This window comes from Sphingobium sp. TomTYG75 (genome assembly GCF_054771635.1).
This window is the reverse complement of record NZ_BSRE01000001.1, coordinates 1600207-1616220: the sequence shown is the minus strand read 5'-3', so window position 1 is coordinate 1616220 and position 16014 is coordinate 1600207. Positions and strand designations below refer to the sequence as shown.

Below are 16014 nucleotides of genomic sequence, written 5' to 3'. Positions count from 1 at the left end.
CCCATGGTCTGGCCAGCGTCGCGTCCCCGACCGGCCCCTTAGAATGAAAATCCGGCCAAAGGCGTCTTCCGATCCTGTTCGCTATCAGGTGCCGCGGCCTGATCGACCGCGGCACCCGTGCATTCAGAAGCGGATGCGCAAGCCCGCCCGTCCGCCAGCGCCTTCAAGGCTGTTGGAGCCACCGCCGTTGCTGAAAGTGCGCACATAATTGGCCTCCAAGAAGCCGGAAATGCCGCTCGTCTGGCCAATGGTGACGCCCAGAACCGCTTCACCATAATCCCTCATGCGGTCATTGGTGAAGGCGACCGTCTGCACGCCGTTACTAAAGCTTACCTCGTCCCGTCCCTTGAACTCGTGGACATAGTTGGCTCCTATATAGGGTGCCAGCACGGCCGTGTCCCCAATGTGCACCTGTCCGCCGACACGCCCACCGATGCGGCCCCGCAGGCCATCGTCCTCGTTAAAGTCCGCAGTGGTGCCAAGGACCGAGAAGTTGTCGATGTCCGAGCGCGTGTAGGACAGGCTTGCGGCAGGCTCGATGAAGAAGGCGTCGCTGCCGAACCGCAGACCGACCTCGCCCCGTACACCATAGACGGAGCCATTAAATTTCTGTTTGAAGCCGCCGGTCGGGCTGTTGGCGTTGGCCCAATAATGATCATATTTGCCGAGGACGTTTGCAAATATGTTGCCCGAGGTGAAGCTGCCATAGACACCGGCATTAACCGCGTTGAAGGTGATCCTGTCCGGCGAAGCAGCGAAGTTTCGCGAGGAGTTTATATAGCCGCCGGTCACACCGAGGGCGAAGCCACCCTTTTCACCAACGCCACCACCGAAGTCGAAGCCGGCCTGTCCCCCGTAATAATCCTGCTTATAGCCTGTGTTGATGACACGGCTCTGCCCAAAGCTGGACACCGTCCGCCTTCCACCGCGATCCTCAACCGATCCGTGCATGTGTAGCCAGAACTTGCCGGAGTTCGCAGCATCGCCATGAGCCCAGAGTGAGTCGCGGCGCGACCGCAGTTGCGCGGTGACCACGTCTGCGGACTTCATCCACAGGCTGCGGGCGCCATCCACATAATTGAGCGTGCGGAACGCCGCGTCGCTTGGTCCGCCCGTGACGCTGTAGGACAGGGTAGCCGGGTCATAAGCGACTTCATATCGAACGAGGCCTGCATTCTGGAAGCCCCCGTTGAACTGAAAAGCCGACGCCGCGGACGGGGCACCCGCCTGAACGATGACGGCGCCCGAGGTGAAGATGGGTGCGGTAAGGGACGGCGTATCAAGCAGCACGGTCGTTGTCCCCGTGGCAGCGCCACCCAGGATCAGACGATCGCTGCCGCCAGCCCGCACATCGACGCCCAACTGGCTTGCGCCCGTGCCCGAGAAGGTGCCCGGAAGCGTGAGGCTATCGCCCACTACACCGTTGCGCAGATCGATCAGGCCGGCGTTTGAAAAGCTCTCCAGATCCGTGAATGTCGATGCACCCGCCACCGTTGCGCCCGCGCCAAGGCTGACCACGCCAGTGTTGACGAAGGCGTCGGTTCCCGCTCCGAAATCGGGGTTGGGGCCAACGACGAATGTGCCGCTGTTGTTCACCGTATCGTTGCCGGCAGTCAGGACAATGTCACTGGACAAGGAACCGCTGTTGTTGATCGTTGCCGGACCGCCAAGCGCCTGGACCGCCAAACCATTGGGATTGGAACCGATCGTGCCGGAGTTGGACAGGGTGCTGCCATTGACCGACGTTAGCGTGATGAGGTTGCCGTCAGCCGCTGATAAGCGACCATTCGGCCCCACAGTGACCAGCGCGAGATTTCCGCCCGTGACCGCCAACGCATCTGCCCCGAGGCCTGAAGCCGAAACCAGCCCATTCACCGTAGCACTGGCATTGTTGCTGGCCGTCACCGCGATCGCGCGCGACGTGTCGCCGCTGGCCGCGACATTATTCACGACTGCGCTGGCATTACCCGCCGTCCCCGTGACGGAGATGGCATCGGCGACTCCACCCAAGGAAGCACGACCCGCCGTCGTCACCGTGCCGGTGGAAATTACCGCTGCGTTGGCGCCCTGCGCGAAAATGGCGCTGCGGCTAGTCGCCGTGTCCGCGGGCAGCGCAGCGACGGTGCTGACATTGTTTGCGGTTACGAATGCATCGCCCGTTGCCGACACTGCCGAAATGCCTGCTCCACCGCGGCCGGTGGAGGTGACGTTGCCGGTCGTTATCACGCTGGCGGCGCCTGTGTCTGATAGGGCAGAGACCGCCGTCGATCCCGCACCGGTCGTGAAGACCGATGCAAGTCCCACGTCTGCCGAACCGCCCAGGCTGGAAACCGTCACGCCATTGGAAAGCGCGCCGCCGGTCGCGATTGACGCGCCGCTGCCGTCGACTGCCAGATCACCCGCGCCGACCATCTGAACACCGGGGGTTGCAGGCGTAGCCGTCTGAATGGAAACGTCGGCCGGGAGAACAACCGTTAGGCCGGCCGTGGGAAGGTAGGTGATGCCGGCCGGATAGGGATTGCCGGATGCAGGACAGGAAACCAGACCACCGGCCCCAGGCAGCGCGCCGCATTCATTCTGAGCCAGCGCGGTATTAGGCAAGGCCAACATCAAAATTCCGAGCGAACCTGCAAGGCCAGTCGCACCCAAAAGTGCGCGCGAAGACGTAGCATTCCGACGAGCGGAATGCCCAAATTTTTTCAAATCCATATATTGATCCCTTTTTTCCTCCCTGGCAGGGAGCTATATCGGGAAACGATGATGATAAATGAAAGTTCCCCCGTTTCTTCAATAACATTTTATTATAGATTAACATTCCATTGCTGAGTTATTACGATTCTAATATTGTACGTCCACACAACCCGTCTTCAAAATTCCCATTAATATTGATATAGATTAAGAACTGGTCAGGTCGAGTATCTGAATTCGAAGAGGCCGACGATGCCTGGGGTGCAGCGGATAGGTGCGGCGTTGCAACATGCAAGGTAACGTCAGCCACCCGCCGCATTCGTTCGCGGCGGTGTATCTCTGCGGTCGAAAGCATCGTGCCGACGAACGCACGCATTATCTCATGTTTCGTCGTTGGTTCGAACTACGGGGGCACGATGCCGCTCCACATCGATCGCTTCGTGGAAATCATATTCCGCACCAGCATTGATGACCTCGACACGCAGAAGGTGATCGACAGCGACGACGAGTTCGAAAAACTGTGTCGCGTTATTTCGCTCACCGAACAGCGCGGCTTCCGCCAGGTGGAAATCCTGCTCAATCATCCCCTGGTGCGCGACGACAAGGCGCTGATGAAGATCTTTGCCATCTGAGCCAAATCACTGGGCGCCCTATAACGATTGGCTCGCACGCCACAGGCGCCGCAATCGGAACCGATGGGAAAGGGTGATTGAACTGATGCGGGTTTGCCGGAGGCTATTTGGTTTAAGTTACGCAGCCATGAATACGTCGTCCAGCACGGCATAATATTGCTCTTCGGCTCCGGCAGGTGGGATATCCCCCCTTGCGCGTGACAGGCGGAGCCTTCCGCTCCGGCTCCTCAACGGCGTCTTCGATTACCTCCTTCGGATTCGCCTCGTTCAGCAGCGCCTCAACCTCCGCGATTTCAAAGCCGATGGCGTCAAAGTCGAAGTCTCGCACCAGCGCTGACAGATCGCCCAGCTCCAGGCCAGCAGCTCGCGGTCCCAGCCAGCGAGCTCCGCCAGCCTGTTGACGGCAATGACATAGGCCTTGCGGTCGGCCTCGCTCATTCCTTCCAGAAGCAGAACCGGAATTTGGGGCGACATCAGGGAAAAGCAGGGAAGAGACGCGTTCGCTCCAGACTGCCCACTGCACCAACAGTCTTCACAGCAGGCAGAATTCACCCCCTTGGGGGCGCCCCGCATGATGCCGTGCTGCTCTGCGCCGTTTGCGGATGGATGATCCCCCCCCCGCGAGGCTTGAGGTAGGATTGAACAGCAGATCCGCGCCCTTCTTTCCGGCCGATTCCCCGCGCTGAGATTCCTTGGGTCACAGCCTGGGCTTCAGGCGGGCTTTGGCAGTGGGCGTAGCAAGGGCTATGGATGGGACAGTCGCCACATTGCTCAGGCTGCGGCGAAGCGCTACCGATGGTGGCGGGCGGCTGGATGGCGATAAGATGGAGACGCGGTCAGAAAAAATTAGCCGATCGGGCGCTGGCCGACTCTTGTTGTTTCTGGTCGCTTCACTCCTGATCCTGACGGATTTCGGACGAGCGGCGGCCGTGATCCATCGGCCTTCGCCGACGACGCCAGTTCGATCGGGCATGGCTCATTTCTCGGCCCTGTTGGGCAGGGTGGCAATGTTCCGGAGCAAGACCTCGCCGCGAGGGCTGGTCATCCTGCTATCTGATGCGCGGGGTTGGACGAAGGATGACCGCGCGCTCGCTGATCGGCTGACGGCCGAGGGCGCGCTGGTCACCGGCATTTCGACCCCGGTCTTCCTGCACGCGCTCGGTTCGCAGAAGACATGCATCAATCCGAACTATGCCATCGTTCCGCTGGCGCGCGAAATTCAGCACCGGCTCGGCGTGCCCATGTATATGAAACCAGTGCTGGTGGGGCGAGGGCTGGGAGCCACGTTCGCCTATGCCACGCTCGTCACGGGACCGGATGGGGCCTATCGCGCGGTGGTCACGGCTGGGTTTCGTCCATTTCTGCCGGGCCGGACCCATTGGTGCAAGTCGGCCATGCTCTCGCTAACGGCCCGCACATATTCTCACGCTGGCCGGACGATCGCCCCTCCGGCCCGCCTGGCTTCCCCCTGGATCAGTTTGAATAGGGAAGGCGCAGATGCGCAGGCCGCTGACTTCGCACAATATCGTGGCGCCACGGCGGTCGGGCTTGATCCGCATTTCAGTCTCGATGCGCAACTCGCGGCGCAAGTGAAGCCATTCCTTGCGGCCCGGTATGCCGCGCCAGGATCTTCGCAAAATCTTGTGCCAATGCCTGCGAACCTGCCGATCACCATCGTTGACGATCCCGCCGCGCGGCGCACCGACAGGATGGCGGTGATCTATTCCGGGGACGGCGGATGGGTCGGCCTGGACAAAGGGGTCGCCGCGGAACTCGCAAAGGCAGGGGTGCGGGTCGTGGGAGTGGATAGCCTGTCCTATTTCTGGAGCGAACGCACCCCGGCCGGTGCCGCCGCCGATCTCGCCTCCATCATCCGGAGCTATTCGCAACATTGGGGTCGCCCCAAGGTCTTGTTGGTCGGCTACAGCTTTGGTGCGGATGTATTGCCCTATATTGCGGGGCATCTGGCCCGGCCCGTGCGATCGCAAGTGAAGGGAATGGCGTTGCTCGGCCTCAGCGGAACGGCGGATTTCCAGTTCCATCTGAGCAACTGGCTGAACATGAGTTCGCCAGGCGCCTACCCGACCATTCCCGCCATAACGCGGCTGCGCGGCGTGCCTATGCTGTGCATCCGGGGCAATCTGGAAACCGACAGCGCCTGTCCTGACATCCCACGAGGCATAGCAACGGTCGTCACGGTGCCGGGCGGGCATCATTTTGAACGCAACGCGCCATTTCTGGTGGCGCAGATCCTCCGGCACATGCCCAGATGATGGAAGCACAGGACATGCCCGCCACCGCAGGGCCGCAGCAGGTGACTTCGGCCTCATCCCATTGGCCGATCCTCGCCGCCTGCGCCCTACTGCTCGCGTCCCTGCTGCTTTTCTGGCCGGGGATCGCCGAATATGACTCGATCGTTCAATATCGGCAGGTTTTGAGCCAGAGTTACGACGACTGGCATCCTCCCATCATGGCTCGCCTCTGGGCCGTGCTGTCCTTCGCCCGGCCAAGCTCCGCGCCGATGTTCATAATTCAGATGGCCGGTTACTGGATCGGGATCGGGCTGCTCGGCCGGGCACTTGGCCAGCGAAGGACCGTCGTCCTGCTCGCCATGGGCGCGACACCGCTTCTGCTGGGCTGGCTCGCCATCGTGGTCAAGGACAGTCAGCTCGTGGGCGCGCTCACCCTTCCCCTTGGCCTGATTGCCACGTTCCGCCTGCGCGACCGGCCCATCCCGCCATTTGCCTTCGTCATCGTCATCCTGTGCCTGATCTATGCCACGCTGGTTCGCGCGAACGGGGCATTCTCGACCGTCCCGCTGGCGTTTCTGGTGGTGCCGCGTCCCCGGAACGAAATTCTCCGCCTCGCCGCGATGATCGCCGCCATTCCCGTGGTCCTGCTCCTTTCTCAACCGATCAACCACAGCCTGCTGGGTGCGCGGGACAGTGGGGTACGCAGCAGCCAGCCCATATATGATCTTGCAGCTATTGCCGTTCGGACGGGCGACCCGGCGACAGGCGTCTCTGCTCAAGCGATCCGGACGCTCGCGGCGCATCATTGCGTCAAGCCGCTGTTCTGGGATTCGCTGGGTGAAAACGCCTTCTGCGCGTCGGCAATCCGGCCATGGGACAAGATGCCCCTCGGTCAGCTTTATGGGCAGTTTGCCAAGGCTGTCATTGCGCATCCCTATGCCTATCTCGCGCACCGGCTTGGCCATCTGAATTCGACCGAGCGCTGGCTGGTGCCGCTGCATTGGCCGCTGGCCGCACCGCCTGCCCGATCGGAGCCCAATGACCTGGGTTTTCCCAATCCCTCGTCCATGGCGATGCGGTGGCAGGGGGTGGCTAGATTGCTGACCGAAGCGCCTGCGGCATGGCCGATCTTCTGGATCGTCGCGGCGTCGTGGGGGTTGTGGAACTGCTGGTGTCGGCCCGAGGGAGCGCAGCGCGAACTCGCAACGGCCCTCTTCGTTTCGACGCTCTTTCAGGAAGCGAGCTTCATCCTGCTCAGCATATCATCCGACCTTCGCTATCATCTCTGGGCGATGTTGGCGACGGCGCTAGGCTGGATCATCCTGTGGCGACGCGACGAAGCCGTTCGCGGGAAAAGGTGGGCCGCGCTGGTGATTGCGCTGGTTATTCTGTCGGGGACTGTCTCCCGCTTCACCTTGCCGACCCCACCCGCGCGCTATGCCAGCCTGATGAACTGAGAGCCGGATCGGCGCGGGGTCAGCCAAGGAAATGGCTGAGGATGTCCGGGTGAAACGCCCAACCGGCAAAGCCGCATAGGCCCAGGAACATTCCGAACGCGCCGAACATCCAGCCGACGCCGAGCAGCCAGGCGCTTTCCACCAGCGCGGCGACGGCGGCGAGTGATATGGCGGTGGAAATCATTGCCTCGCTCGCGTCGAATTGGTCGTCATGGACGTTGAGGGCATCATAAAGGGCGGAATCGGCCTTTGCTTGCCGAGCCAGAGCAGGCACTTCCCGGATATATTTCGCGATGCTGGCATCAAGCGCATCGACGGTGCGTTTCGACAGCGCCTGCCAATGAGGCGTGTCGGCCAGAAGGACAATCTGACTGCGGCTGGTCTGGCTGATATGCAGTTTGGTCTTGGCCGCCTGATATTCATTCCAGCTGTCTACCGCGTTGGACTGCGCCTGCTGCATCGCCTGGACTATGTTGCCATCCTTGATGTTGCACAGGCCCGTGAAGATGGAGAGGATGACGACCGTGATCGCGACCATGCGATTAAGCCGCTTATCCTTCGCCTCTGCATTCAGTTCGACTTCCATGGCGTCCTCTATCAAAAGCGCCGGGCGAGACCGACATAGATGCGCCTTTCAGGCGTGTCGTGGTTGAGGCCGAATTCAGAGCCGATATCGACCTGCGCGGCTTTGCCGACCATCAGCGCGGCGGAGAGTCCCGCGACGGCCTGCGTGCTCACTCTCCCCGCATCATCGTCGCGCATCACGGCGCCCTCAACGGCAAGGTTGAACACCGGACTTGCGGAGAAGTTGATGCCGCCCGCTGAGCCATAGGCCAGATGCCGCCCCTTGCGGTCGCTGTCCACGGCTGCGTCTATTTCCGGCGTGAGCAGCAGGGAAAGCTTCTCGGCCACGGGTACGTTGATGGGAAGCTGTACGCCGCCGCCCCAATCACCGGCGCCAATGGCACTACCGCCCGTCGGCACGCTGATCCAGGGCAGAAGAGCGAACGACAGATCATGTCCTTCCGGGTCGATCAGGTTGCGCTTGATCCCGATGCTGACGTCGCCTGAGCCTGATTGCCGTTGGACGTCGCCGGTTCGGCGATCGCGGGTACGGACGATGCCGGAAGCGGTCCAGCCCAGGCGCAGCTCGGCATGCTCTGCGATGCCATAGCGCAGTGCGACATCGCCCAGCAAAATGGTATCGCTTACCGAGTCCGGCGATGTGTCATGCGTCCAGTCGACGGCCGATGTTTCCACCGATAACGCGCCCGGTTCAAGGGTACAGGGCGGCGTGTCCAAGCCGGGGCGGTCGGGACAATAGTCCCGCGCCGCCGCCCCATTCGCCAGAAGCGTCAAAAGGGCAGCGACGAGCACGAAGAGCTTCATCACGGCTCTGGGCTAATTGCCGCCGCATGCATTGTAAAGCAGCGCCTTCACGCGCATTTGCTCAGGTCAATTCCAGCTCTCACCCTCGACCCAGGCGCAATGATCGAAATTTGCGATCCACGTGCGTTCGTGCGTCCGCCGGAACTGGATAAGGGCATCGGCCGCCTGCCCGGCCGCTTCGGACTTCTGCACCCCGCCCGCACTGCGCTCGCTGGCCGCCCGGCAGCAGAGCCGCGCATGTTCCAGCCCGAGTTGCAGGAAGTTCACCCGCTCAGCCGCTTGCGGATCATGCGCCGCAGATTGCGCGGCTCTGGACAGAAGTTTTTGCCCTGCCGCAAAGCTCCCTTCCGGATAGACGATGGCCGCTGCCCTGGCCCAGCTTTTCCAGCGCGACGCCTTCAATTCGGCGAAGGTCTGCTCCAGCCTTCCGCTGAGGTTCATCGTGTAGTTTTCCCAATGCTCGAAATAGGCCCTCACGTCCGCAGCGGCGGGGCCGAAGCAGGCATAATATTCCTCCAGCAACGCATTGGCATCTGCGTCCGGCTGAGACTGAAGACGCATCAGCAGGTAGAGCGTCGGACCTTGGGTCGCCCATTGCCCGGTGAGGGAATCGAAGTCGGTGCCCACCAGGCCGTTCGTGGCCGCGTTCCGGAATTCGTCCGCAAACTGGTGGGCGAAGACGAACGGCATGCAATAGCCATCGAGAAAATGGTTCGTGCGCAGAAAGATGCGCGCGCCAGTGTTTGCCCAGCCGCGCCATTGCTTTTTCATCCACTCCTGCACCGCCGCCGTGCGCGGGTAGAACCATGACGAAGGACAGAAGCCGACGAGGATGTTCTTGTTGAGCCGCACGCCAGAGGTCGGCGGCGCGAAATAGTTAAAATAGGCGTAGCCCACGACCGTGACGTCCGGATCATCCCGCGCCGCGAGGCGCTGGATTTCGAGCCAGGAGCGCGCATACCGATCCGTGACGAAAGGATGGCGGGCCATTTTCGATTGGGGTGGAATGAATGTCAGATAGTCAGCCGGTGGAGGGCTATCGAGCGCGCGACAGAGCGCGCATTCGCAGAGCCCGGGCATGTCGTTTTCGACCGCGTTGATGAAGCTTGCCCCTCGTCTGGCGCCGCCCTTCTCGCGCCAGAGGGTGACGATCTGTTGGTGCAGACCGGGGTCGGCGATCGACATCGAAAAGCGGGCGCCCGGTTTTACCGGCCCGCGCCGTCCATCGACAAGCTGGAACCATTCGGGATGCTGATCGCCATACTTGGCCCACCAGTCGCCAAAGGCATGGCCATAGCCGATGTGCTGGCGGCGGCCCATCCGGTGGCGCCTGATGAATATGCGCTCCTCCGCACGGTAGTCCGCCGCCGCCGCAGTGGAAAAGCCGAGTTCCGGACGATCGATCTTGCCCGGTTTGAACAGGCGAACATGACGCTGCATCAAATGGGGAGTGACGACCTCGTCAAGGCTCGGCACGATGAGGGATGCCGTTTTCGGCACCATGGTTCCCAGATCTCCGGGCCACAGCCAGCGGACCTTCATGTAGTTTTGCAGAAAATGGTAAACGCCAAACAGCGTGCCTGCGGTGACATCGGGGTCCAGCGGGTCGCCGGGGCCATCGCGCCCCGCGATACAGAAATTTCCTCCAATCGTGCGAAGGACGCAGGCTTCAGGGGCGAGGCTGCTGAGATCGATCGATGCGCGTGCAATGGCGGCATCACCCAGAAAGAAGAAACCTCCTGACGTGCTTTGCCCCGACGCTACGTGTTCCGGGATGATCTGGGGCAGCGTGCCGGTGGCCTTCGCGAGATGCGCGGCGAGTTCCCGCGCGGCATAGACGACGCAATCTAGCGGCTGATCCGGTATGACCAGCGGGCGGGGGATGCCGCCCTCGATCAGGGTTACGCTGGATGGGGATGCTGCTTGACCCTGGCCCATGGTTTGCGCCGAAAGCAGGGCTGCCGCCGATCCGAAGGAAAATGTCCTGCGTGAAATGGCTTGTCCCATTGGCAGCCCTCCTCCCTTCTGATCAGGGGTGCCGCCCCTCTTAATCCAATTGACGGTTCTGGGGGCGGTGGCGGAGGGAGTACGTCCAAATGGTGAAAGGACAGCAGGGCCTTTCCTATATTTTCCCCAGTTCGTTGCGGATGAACAGCCGTTCCAGACTTTCGCGGCGGGGGAGTCCGGAGGCCGCGATCGGCTCGCCGCCGAGCAGCATCCTTCGGGCGGCGCGGCGGGCGAGGATATAACTGGGATCAAGGAGGGACAGGAAGGTCAGAAAGGGCGCCAGACCCGGCCAACGCAATTGGGCCAGGCGCCGTATATATTGAAGCCGCGCGCGGATGCCCCACGTCAGGGCGCGAGGCATTTCCATGCCGAGCAACTTGCGCGCCGTGAGCAATTGGGTGCGCATCGCGTTGCGGGCATAGCCGGATTGGAAATGCCGGTTCAGCTCATCCCAATCATCCTGCTGGAAACGGCTGGCAAAGGACTGCATGTCGAGCAGATGGCGCAGGTCGATCCGGCCGCGCAAATAGTCCCTCCCCTTCAACTGGTCATGCAGCAGCAATATCGCGGTGCATGCGACCGGCGATGGCAGCAGGACGATCCCGCCCGCCAGGTCCAGCAGGGCGGCATTTTGCGCCAGGTCATCAAAGCTATAGGAGAGCGTGTTGGCGCTGCCATAATCGGAGTGAAGGTCGATCGTCGCCGTATCCTGCGGGCGCGAGAGGACAACGGGCACGCCGGGTTGGGGATCGGGCGTGTCGAGGCAGTAACCGATGCCGCGCAGCTGATCAATCATGGGCAGGAAACGATCGGCGGGCACCATCAGGTCGATGTCCGCCAGCATCCGGGCAGCACGTTCGTCCGGTGGCGCATGGGCCAGCCATGCCGTGCCCTTCAGCAGGATCGGCGACACGCCGGCCCCGTTCATGGTCGCAGCGGCCTCGTCCAGTTGCGCCATGATGCGATCGTTACGGTCGCCATTGCGCCTTTCCATCTCGGCGAAAAACGTCGCGACATCCGATGGCAGCGCGGGAAAGCGTCCGGCTTTTCTAAGCCGCGCGGCCACGGCGGGGCTGCACAGGGTTTTGTTGGCGAGGGCAATGATGCGGGGCCAATCGGCATGCGAGGGTGTTTGGCCGCGCAGGCAGGACAAGAGGCCATTGAGGTGATCAAGCCGGATCACAAAATGCTCCCAGCAGAGCGGCCGCTTCATCCAGATCGTCATATTCCAGTTCGCAGGTCCGGGCGCCGCCGACGGCGCGGATCAGGCTGTCGATAGCGGGGCGGCTGGCCTCTCCGCTGCATGAGGCGGCTTCGGATAGCAGATGCTTGACCAGTGCCGTGGGATGTTGCGGGATCAGGCGCGCGGGCGCGCCCTTCGTCCGCCGCAGCTTCAAGATCCAGCCAACCGGCAGGGGCGCTTGCCCCGAAGGCGGCGACAAGGCGAGGTAACGCACCCGCCGCCCATCGGGCCGCCAGTGGATCAGCGGCTGAAGCTGCCCCGGGTAACGCGCGGCCATCATCGGCCAGGCGCCCGATTTCACGGTTGGCAGAAAGGGAAGGCCTAGGACATTGCCGTCTGGTCCCAGCATGCTGATGTCATCGCCGTGATAGGCAAAGCCGCTGCCGACCAGCCACGAGGTCAGGGTCGTCTTCCCCGCCCCCGGCGGTCCGGTCAGCAGGAGCGCCTTTCCGTTGCGGCTGACGCAGGCTGCATGCAGCGCCAGGTTCCAGCGGGGATCATCGATGATGTCCTGGATGATCCGCGCCTTGACCAGGGTGGCGGCCTGAGGGAGTTGCAGGACAGAAGCATCGCCCGCATCACGGCTGAAGAGGCAAAGCCCGTTGCTTTGCCAGAGATGATAGATGGTGGAGGGCGGCGTTGAGGCCGCGTCCATTTGAAGATGGGCGAAAAGCGGCGCCACGTGCCGTACCAGCGCCTCATCATGATAGCGCAGCATGAGGGCGCGACTGCCGAGCGATATGGATTGCGTCAGGAGGGGCGCGGATGCGGGCGGTCGGACAGTGGCGTGGACCAGCCCGGAGTGGGACCATTCCGCCAGCACCGTGTCGAGCATGGACGCGGCCTGATCGACGCCCCGGTCGGCAACTTCCTGCGCGAGTTGCGACAGGGACACGCCGTCCTCGAGGCGACATCCGATATAGCCTGCTATCTGGTTCAGTTCATAAATGGCGTGCCGGGACTGCGAAACGATCACCGGCTGATCGCCGATGAAGGTCATCGAAGTCCCGGGTGTAAGGCGCAGCATCAATTCCGCCCCGTCAGGGCGCTCCGCCCATTCGCCATCAATCAGCTGAACCTTGGCGTTCAGTGTTTGCCGCCCTTGTTGCCCGGATTGCCGGGGCTGGTGCCAGGGCCGTCATTGATCGGCGGGTTGCCCGGGGGCTGGGGATCGGGGCCGTTGCCGACACCATTATTGCCCTTGGGGCCGCCGCCGCCGCCGCCGCCCGATGCCGCGATTGCCTGTGACGACAGGGAGGTCGACAACATGATCGTCATCGCTGGGGGAACGGTCGCAGCGAAGCGACCGCAGGTTTTCAGAAAGCGGCGGCGATCTTCGGCCGCAGCCAAAATGGTGGGTTCCTCAGCCAAGGGTAGCCTCCTCTTTTTCAGGGTTGAGGCAAGCTACCACCTGGGTCGGGCCGACCGCACTGCTATGGCGGGGTATATCAGAAGGTATAACCCCCCCGCCCTCTACAGCCTATGATATTTCAGGAGCTTGGTTGGATTATTCCGAAGCTGGCAGGTAAATCTCACCCCCCTTGTTTTTGAACGTCTCGCTCATTTCGGCCATGCCTTTTTCCGCGTCTTCGGCCGCGATGAATGAGTCGGCGGGTTGGTTCTGCTTCGCTGCGAAGTCCCGGACCTCCTGCGTGATCTTCATCGAGCAGAATTTGGGGCCGCACATGGAGCAGAAGTGCGCGGTCTTCGCGCCTTCGGCGGGCAGGGTCTGGTCGTGATATTTCTCCGCCGTGTCAGGATCGAGCGACAGGTTGAACTGGTCGCGCCAGCGGAATTCGAAGCGGGCGCGGCTGAGCGCGTCGTCGCGGACCTTGGCGGCGGGATGGCCCTTCGCCAGATCGGCAGCGTGGGCGGCGAGCTTGTAGGTGACGACGCCGACCTTCACGTCATCGCGGTCGGGCAGGCCCAGATGCTCCTTGGGCGTGACGTAGCAGAGCATCGCCGTGCCGTACCAGCCGATCATCGCCGCGCCGATACCGCTGGTGATATGGTCGTAACCCGGCGCGATGTCGGTGGTTAGCGGCCCCAATGTGTAGAAGGGCGCCTCGCCGCAGGCTTCGAGCTGCTTTTCCATATTCTGCTTGATCTTGTGCATCGGGACATGGCCCGGCCCTTCGATCATCACCTGCACATCCTGTTCCCAGGCGCGCTTGGTCAGTTCACCCAACGTGTAGAGTTCGGCGAACTGCGCTTCGTCATTGGCGTCCGCGATCGATCCAGGACGCAGGCCGTCGCCCAGCGAATAGGCGATGTCATACGCCTTCATGATCTCGGTGATCTCGTCGAAATGCTCGTAGAGGAAGCTTTCCTTGTGGTGCGCGAGGCACCATTTCGCCATGATCGACCCGCCGCGCGAGACGATGCCGGTGACGCGCTTGGCGGTCATCGGAATGTAAGGCAGGCGCACGCCCGCATGGATGGTGAAATAGTCGACGCCCTGCTCGGCCTGTTCGATGAGGGTGTCGCGGAAGATTTCCCAGGTCAGTTCCTCGGCAATGCCGCCGACCTTTTCCAGCGCCTGATAGATGGGCACGGTGCCGATCGGGACCGGCGAGTTACGCATGATCCATTCGCGGGTGTCGTGGATGTTACGGCCGGTCGACAGGTCCATCACCGTGTCCGCGCCCCAGCGGATCGACCAGACCAGCTTGTCGACTTCGCTCGCCACGTCGGAGGCGACCGCCGAATTGCCGATATTGGCGTTGATCTTCACCAGGAAGTTGCGGCCGATCGCCATCGGCTCGCTTTCCGCGTGGTTGATGTTCGACGGGATGATGGCGCGGCCGCGCGCAACTTCCTCGCGGACGAACTCAGGGGTCACATAGTCGGGGATTTCCGCGCCCCAGTCCTGACCATCGCGGACATATTCGGCGAGGCGGGCGCGGCCGAGATTCTCGCGCTCGGCGACATATTCCATCTCCGGCGTGATGATGCCGCGACGGGCATAGTGCATCTGGGAGACGTTCATGCCGGGCTTGGCGCGCAGGGGGCGCTTTACGACATGGGGGAAAGGCTGGACGCCGCCGCTGCGGTCGGGGCCTTTGAGGCCGTTATCCTCGGGCTGGATGGCGCGGGCGTCATATTCTTCCACATCGCCCCGGCCGATGATCCAGTCGCGGCGGAGCGTGGGCAGGCCCGCCATGATGTCGATGCGCGCATTGGGATCGGTGTAGGGGCCGGAGGTATCGTAGACGCGAACGGGCGGCTCGCCGCTGCCGGGTTCCAGGTCAATCTCACGCATGGCGACCTTGAGCGGGCCGACATGGATTTTACGGCTACCCCGAATGGGGCCGGTGGTGACTCGCATTTCGGTGCGGGCGGAAATGTCGGCCATGGTGGTGGTTCCTTTCAGGCGATGACGGTTGCGCGGCCGGTGAGGCCCGCGAGGAAGAGGAGGATGCCCAGGACGATGCTGACAGCGGCCCAGGCGCGGGTGAAGTTGAGGGACCAGCGGCCGATCCTGATGAGCGGCGCAGGGATGGCGAGCAGCAGGGCGCCCTCTATCAGTGCAACATAGCCGATCAGGCTGACGATGACGGCGAGTGGATCGGTCCAGATGCTGTGGATGAGGACGAGGGCTGTGCCTATCGCGAAGACGGGGAAGCCGAGCGTCATGACGAGGCCGGGCGAGCGTTCCAGATCGTCCATCATCGCGCGCCAGCGGGACGGTGCGATCAGCCCGCCGATGCCGACGACGATCATGTACAGGCCGATGGCTTCGGACAGGCGCAGGGTGAGGATGGAGATGGTGTCCATGGCAGCTCCGTCCTCCTCTTCTTCTTCGCTGGGCGGAAGGAGGACGCGGACATGCCTGTGGCAAGCCCTCCCTCCCTACGCCGGTCTCATCCGGATCAGGTTCAACGGGTCGCAGCCACATCAGCCGCCTCTCAACCGCTTGTGAGCGGTCCCCCGGGGATTGGGTGGCGATAGCGGAAATGTGCAGGCGACGCCAGCCCATTGCGCTGGACATAAGGGGCGCTTTGCCGCTTTTATGGCAGGCGATGAAGCATCATGATCTGTCCACCAGGGAAGGCCGCAAGGCGCACCGGCATGAAATGCGCATGGTGGCTGTGCGGCCGAGGCGGTGGGGATTGTGGCTGTTGACCGCCGGTTTCCTGCTGGTGCTGACGCCGTCGGCGCTGGATGTGCATAGCCTGTTCGGGCTGTGGCCGCCGATGTTGGGGGCGATTTGCGTGATTGTTGGCGTGCCGTTGCTGGTGGCGAGCGTGGTGTTGAAGCGGCGTTATGTGCGGGAGCGTGCGGCGGGACAGGTGATGGTGGGGCGGATCAGGGGTTGAGGCGGTTTCTGCTCCCCTCCCGCAAGC

Annotated in this window: 14 protein-coding genes and 1 riboswitch; of the genes, 4 read left to right on the top strand and 10 right to left on the bottom strand. The window is 62.6% G+C overall.

Annotation, left to right across the window (positions count from 1 at the left end):
- Positions 1-123: 123 nt before the first annotated feature.
- Positions 124-2610, bottom strand: a complete 2487-nt coding sequence (locus ACYU81_RS08155; RefSeq protein WP_460987159.1) for an autotransporter domain-containing protein — start codon at positions 2608-2610, stop codon at positions 124-126.
- A 494-nt stretch (positions 2611-3104) separates the two neighbouring features.
- On the opposite strand from ACYU81_RS08155, the gene ACYU81_RS08150 reads away from it, so the two are divergent.
- Positions 3105-3320: a hypothetical protein gene (locus ACYU81_RS08150; RefSeq protein ID WP_460987158.1), complete on the top strand. Its 216-nt coding sequence runs from the start codon at positions 3105-3107 to the stop codon at positions 3318-3320.
- 267 nt (positions 3321-3587) lie between these two features.
- Here ACYU81_RS08150 and ACYU81_RS08145 read toward each other — a convergent pair whose 3' ends face one another.
- The gene (locus ACYU81_RS08145) at positions 3588-3758 is read right to left on the bottom strand and encodes a hypothetical protein (protein WP_460987157.1); all 171 of its coding nucleotides are present in this window, start codon (positions 3756-3758) and stop codon (positions 3588-3590) included.
- 308 nt (positions 3759-4066) lie between these two features.
- On the opposite strand from ACYU81_RS08145, the gene ACYU81_RS08140 reads away from it, so the two are divergent.
- Complete coding sequence (locus ACYU81_RS08140) at positions 4067-5593, top strand: virulence factor family protein (protein ID WP_460987156.1); 1527 nt, start codon at positions 4067-4069, stop codon at positions 5591-5593.
- Positions 5590-7029, top strand: a complete 1440-nt coding sequence (locus tag ACYU81_RS08135; protein WP_460987155.1) for a hypothetical protein — start codon at positions 5590-5592, stop codon at positions 7027-7029. The genes ACYU81_RS08140 and ACYU81_RS08135 overlap by 4 nt, the downstream gene beginning before the upstream one ends.
- Positions 7030-7048: 19 nt before the next feature.
- On the opposite strand, the gene ACYU81_RS08130 is transcribed toward ACYU81_RS08135, so the two are convergent.
- The 8 genes from ACYU81_RS08130 to ACYU81_RS08095 all read right to left on the bottom strand — a co-directional run bounded on the left by ACYU81_RS08130 (position 7049) and on the right by ACYU81_RS08095 (position 15445).
- Positions 7049-7615: a DUF4337 domain-containing protein gene (locus tag ACYU81_RS08130; protein ID WP_460987154.1), complete on the bottom strand. Its 567-nt coding sequence runs from the start codon at positions 7613-7615 to the stop codon at positions 7049-7051.
- An 11-nt stretch (positions 7616-7626) separates the two neighbouring features.
- The gene (locus tag ACYU81_RS08125; protein WP_460988142.1) at positions 7627-8418 is read right to left on the bottom strand and encodes a transporter; all 792 of its coding nucleotides are present in this window, start codon (positions 8416-8418) and stop codon (positions 7627-7629) included.
- Between the two features lie 66 nt (positions 8419-8484).
- Positions 8485-10425, bottom strand: a complete 1941-nt coding sequence (locus tag ACYU81_RS08120; protein ID WP_460987153.1) for a DUF4838 domain-containing protein — start codon at positions 10423-10425, stop codon at positions 8485-8487.
- Between the two features lie 115 nt (positions 10426-10540).
- Positions 10541-11650, bottom strand: coding sequence for a nucleotidyltransferase family protein (locus ACYU81_RS08115; RefSeq protein ID WP_460987152.1), 1110 nt, complete (start codon positions 11648-11650; stop codon positions 10541-10543).
- Entirely contained in the window at positions 11595-12695 is a 1101-nt protein-coding gene (locus tag ACYU81_RS08110) for a hypothetical protein (RefSeq protein WP_460987151.1), read from the bottom strand. The genes ACYU81_RS08115 and ACYU81_RS08110 overlap by 56 nt, the downstream gene beginning before the upstream one ends.
- A 59-nt stretch (positions 12696-12754) precedes the next feature.
- A complete protein-coding gene (locus ACYU81_RS08105; RefSeq protein ID WP_449470733.1) occupies positions 12755-13039 on the bottom strand; it encodes a hypothetical protein in 285 nt (94 codons plus the stop codon).
- Between the two features lie 136 nt (positions 13040-13175).
- Positions 13176-15023 carry a phosphomethylpyrimidine synthase ThiC gene (gene thiC / locus ACYU81_RS08100; RefSeq protein ID WP_460987150.1) on the bottom strand — a complete coding sequence of 616 codons (1848 nt, stop codon included), beginning with the start codon at positions 15021-15023 and terminating at the stop codon, positions 13176-13178.
- A gap of 14 nt (positions 15024-15037) precedes the next feature.
- The gene (locus ACYU81_RS08095; RefSeq protein WP_460987149.1) at positions 15038-15445 is read right to left on the bottom strand and encodes a DUF2065 family protein; all 408 of its coding nucleotides are present in this window, start codon (positions 15443-15445) and stop codon (positions 15038-15040) included.
- A 55-nt stretch (positions 15446-15500) separates the two neighbouring features.
- Positions 15501-15611, bottom strand: a riboswitch (TPP riboswitch).
- Between the two features lie 79 nt (positions 15612-15690).
- Here ACYU81_RS08095 and ACYU81_RS08090 point away from each other — a divergent pair.
- On the top strand, positions 15691-15987 hold the full coding sequence (locus ACYU81_RS08090) for a hypothetical protein (RefSeq protein ID WP_460987148.1): 297 nt from the start codon (positions 15691-15693) through the stop codon (positions 15985-15987).
- The last annotated feature ends 27 nt before the right edge of the window (positions 15988-16014 follow it).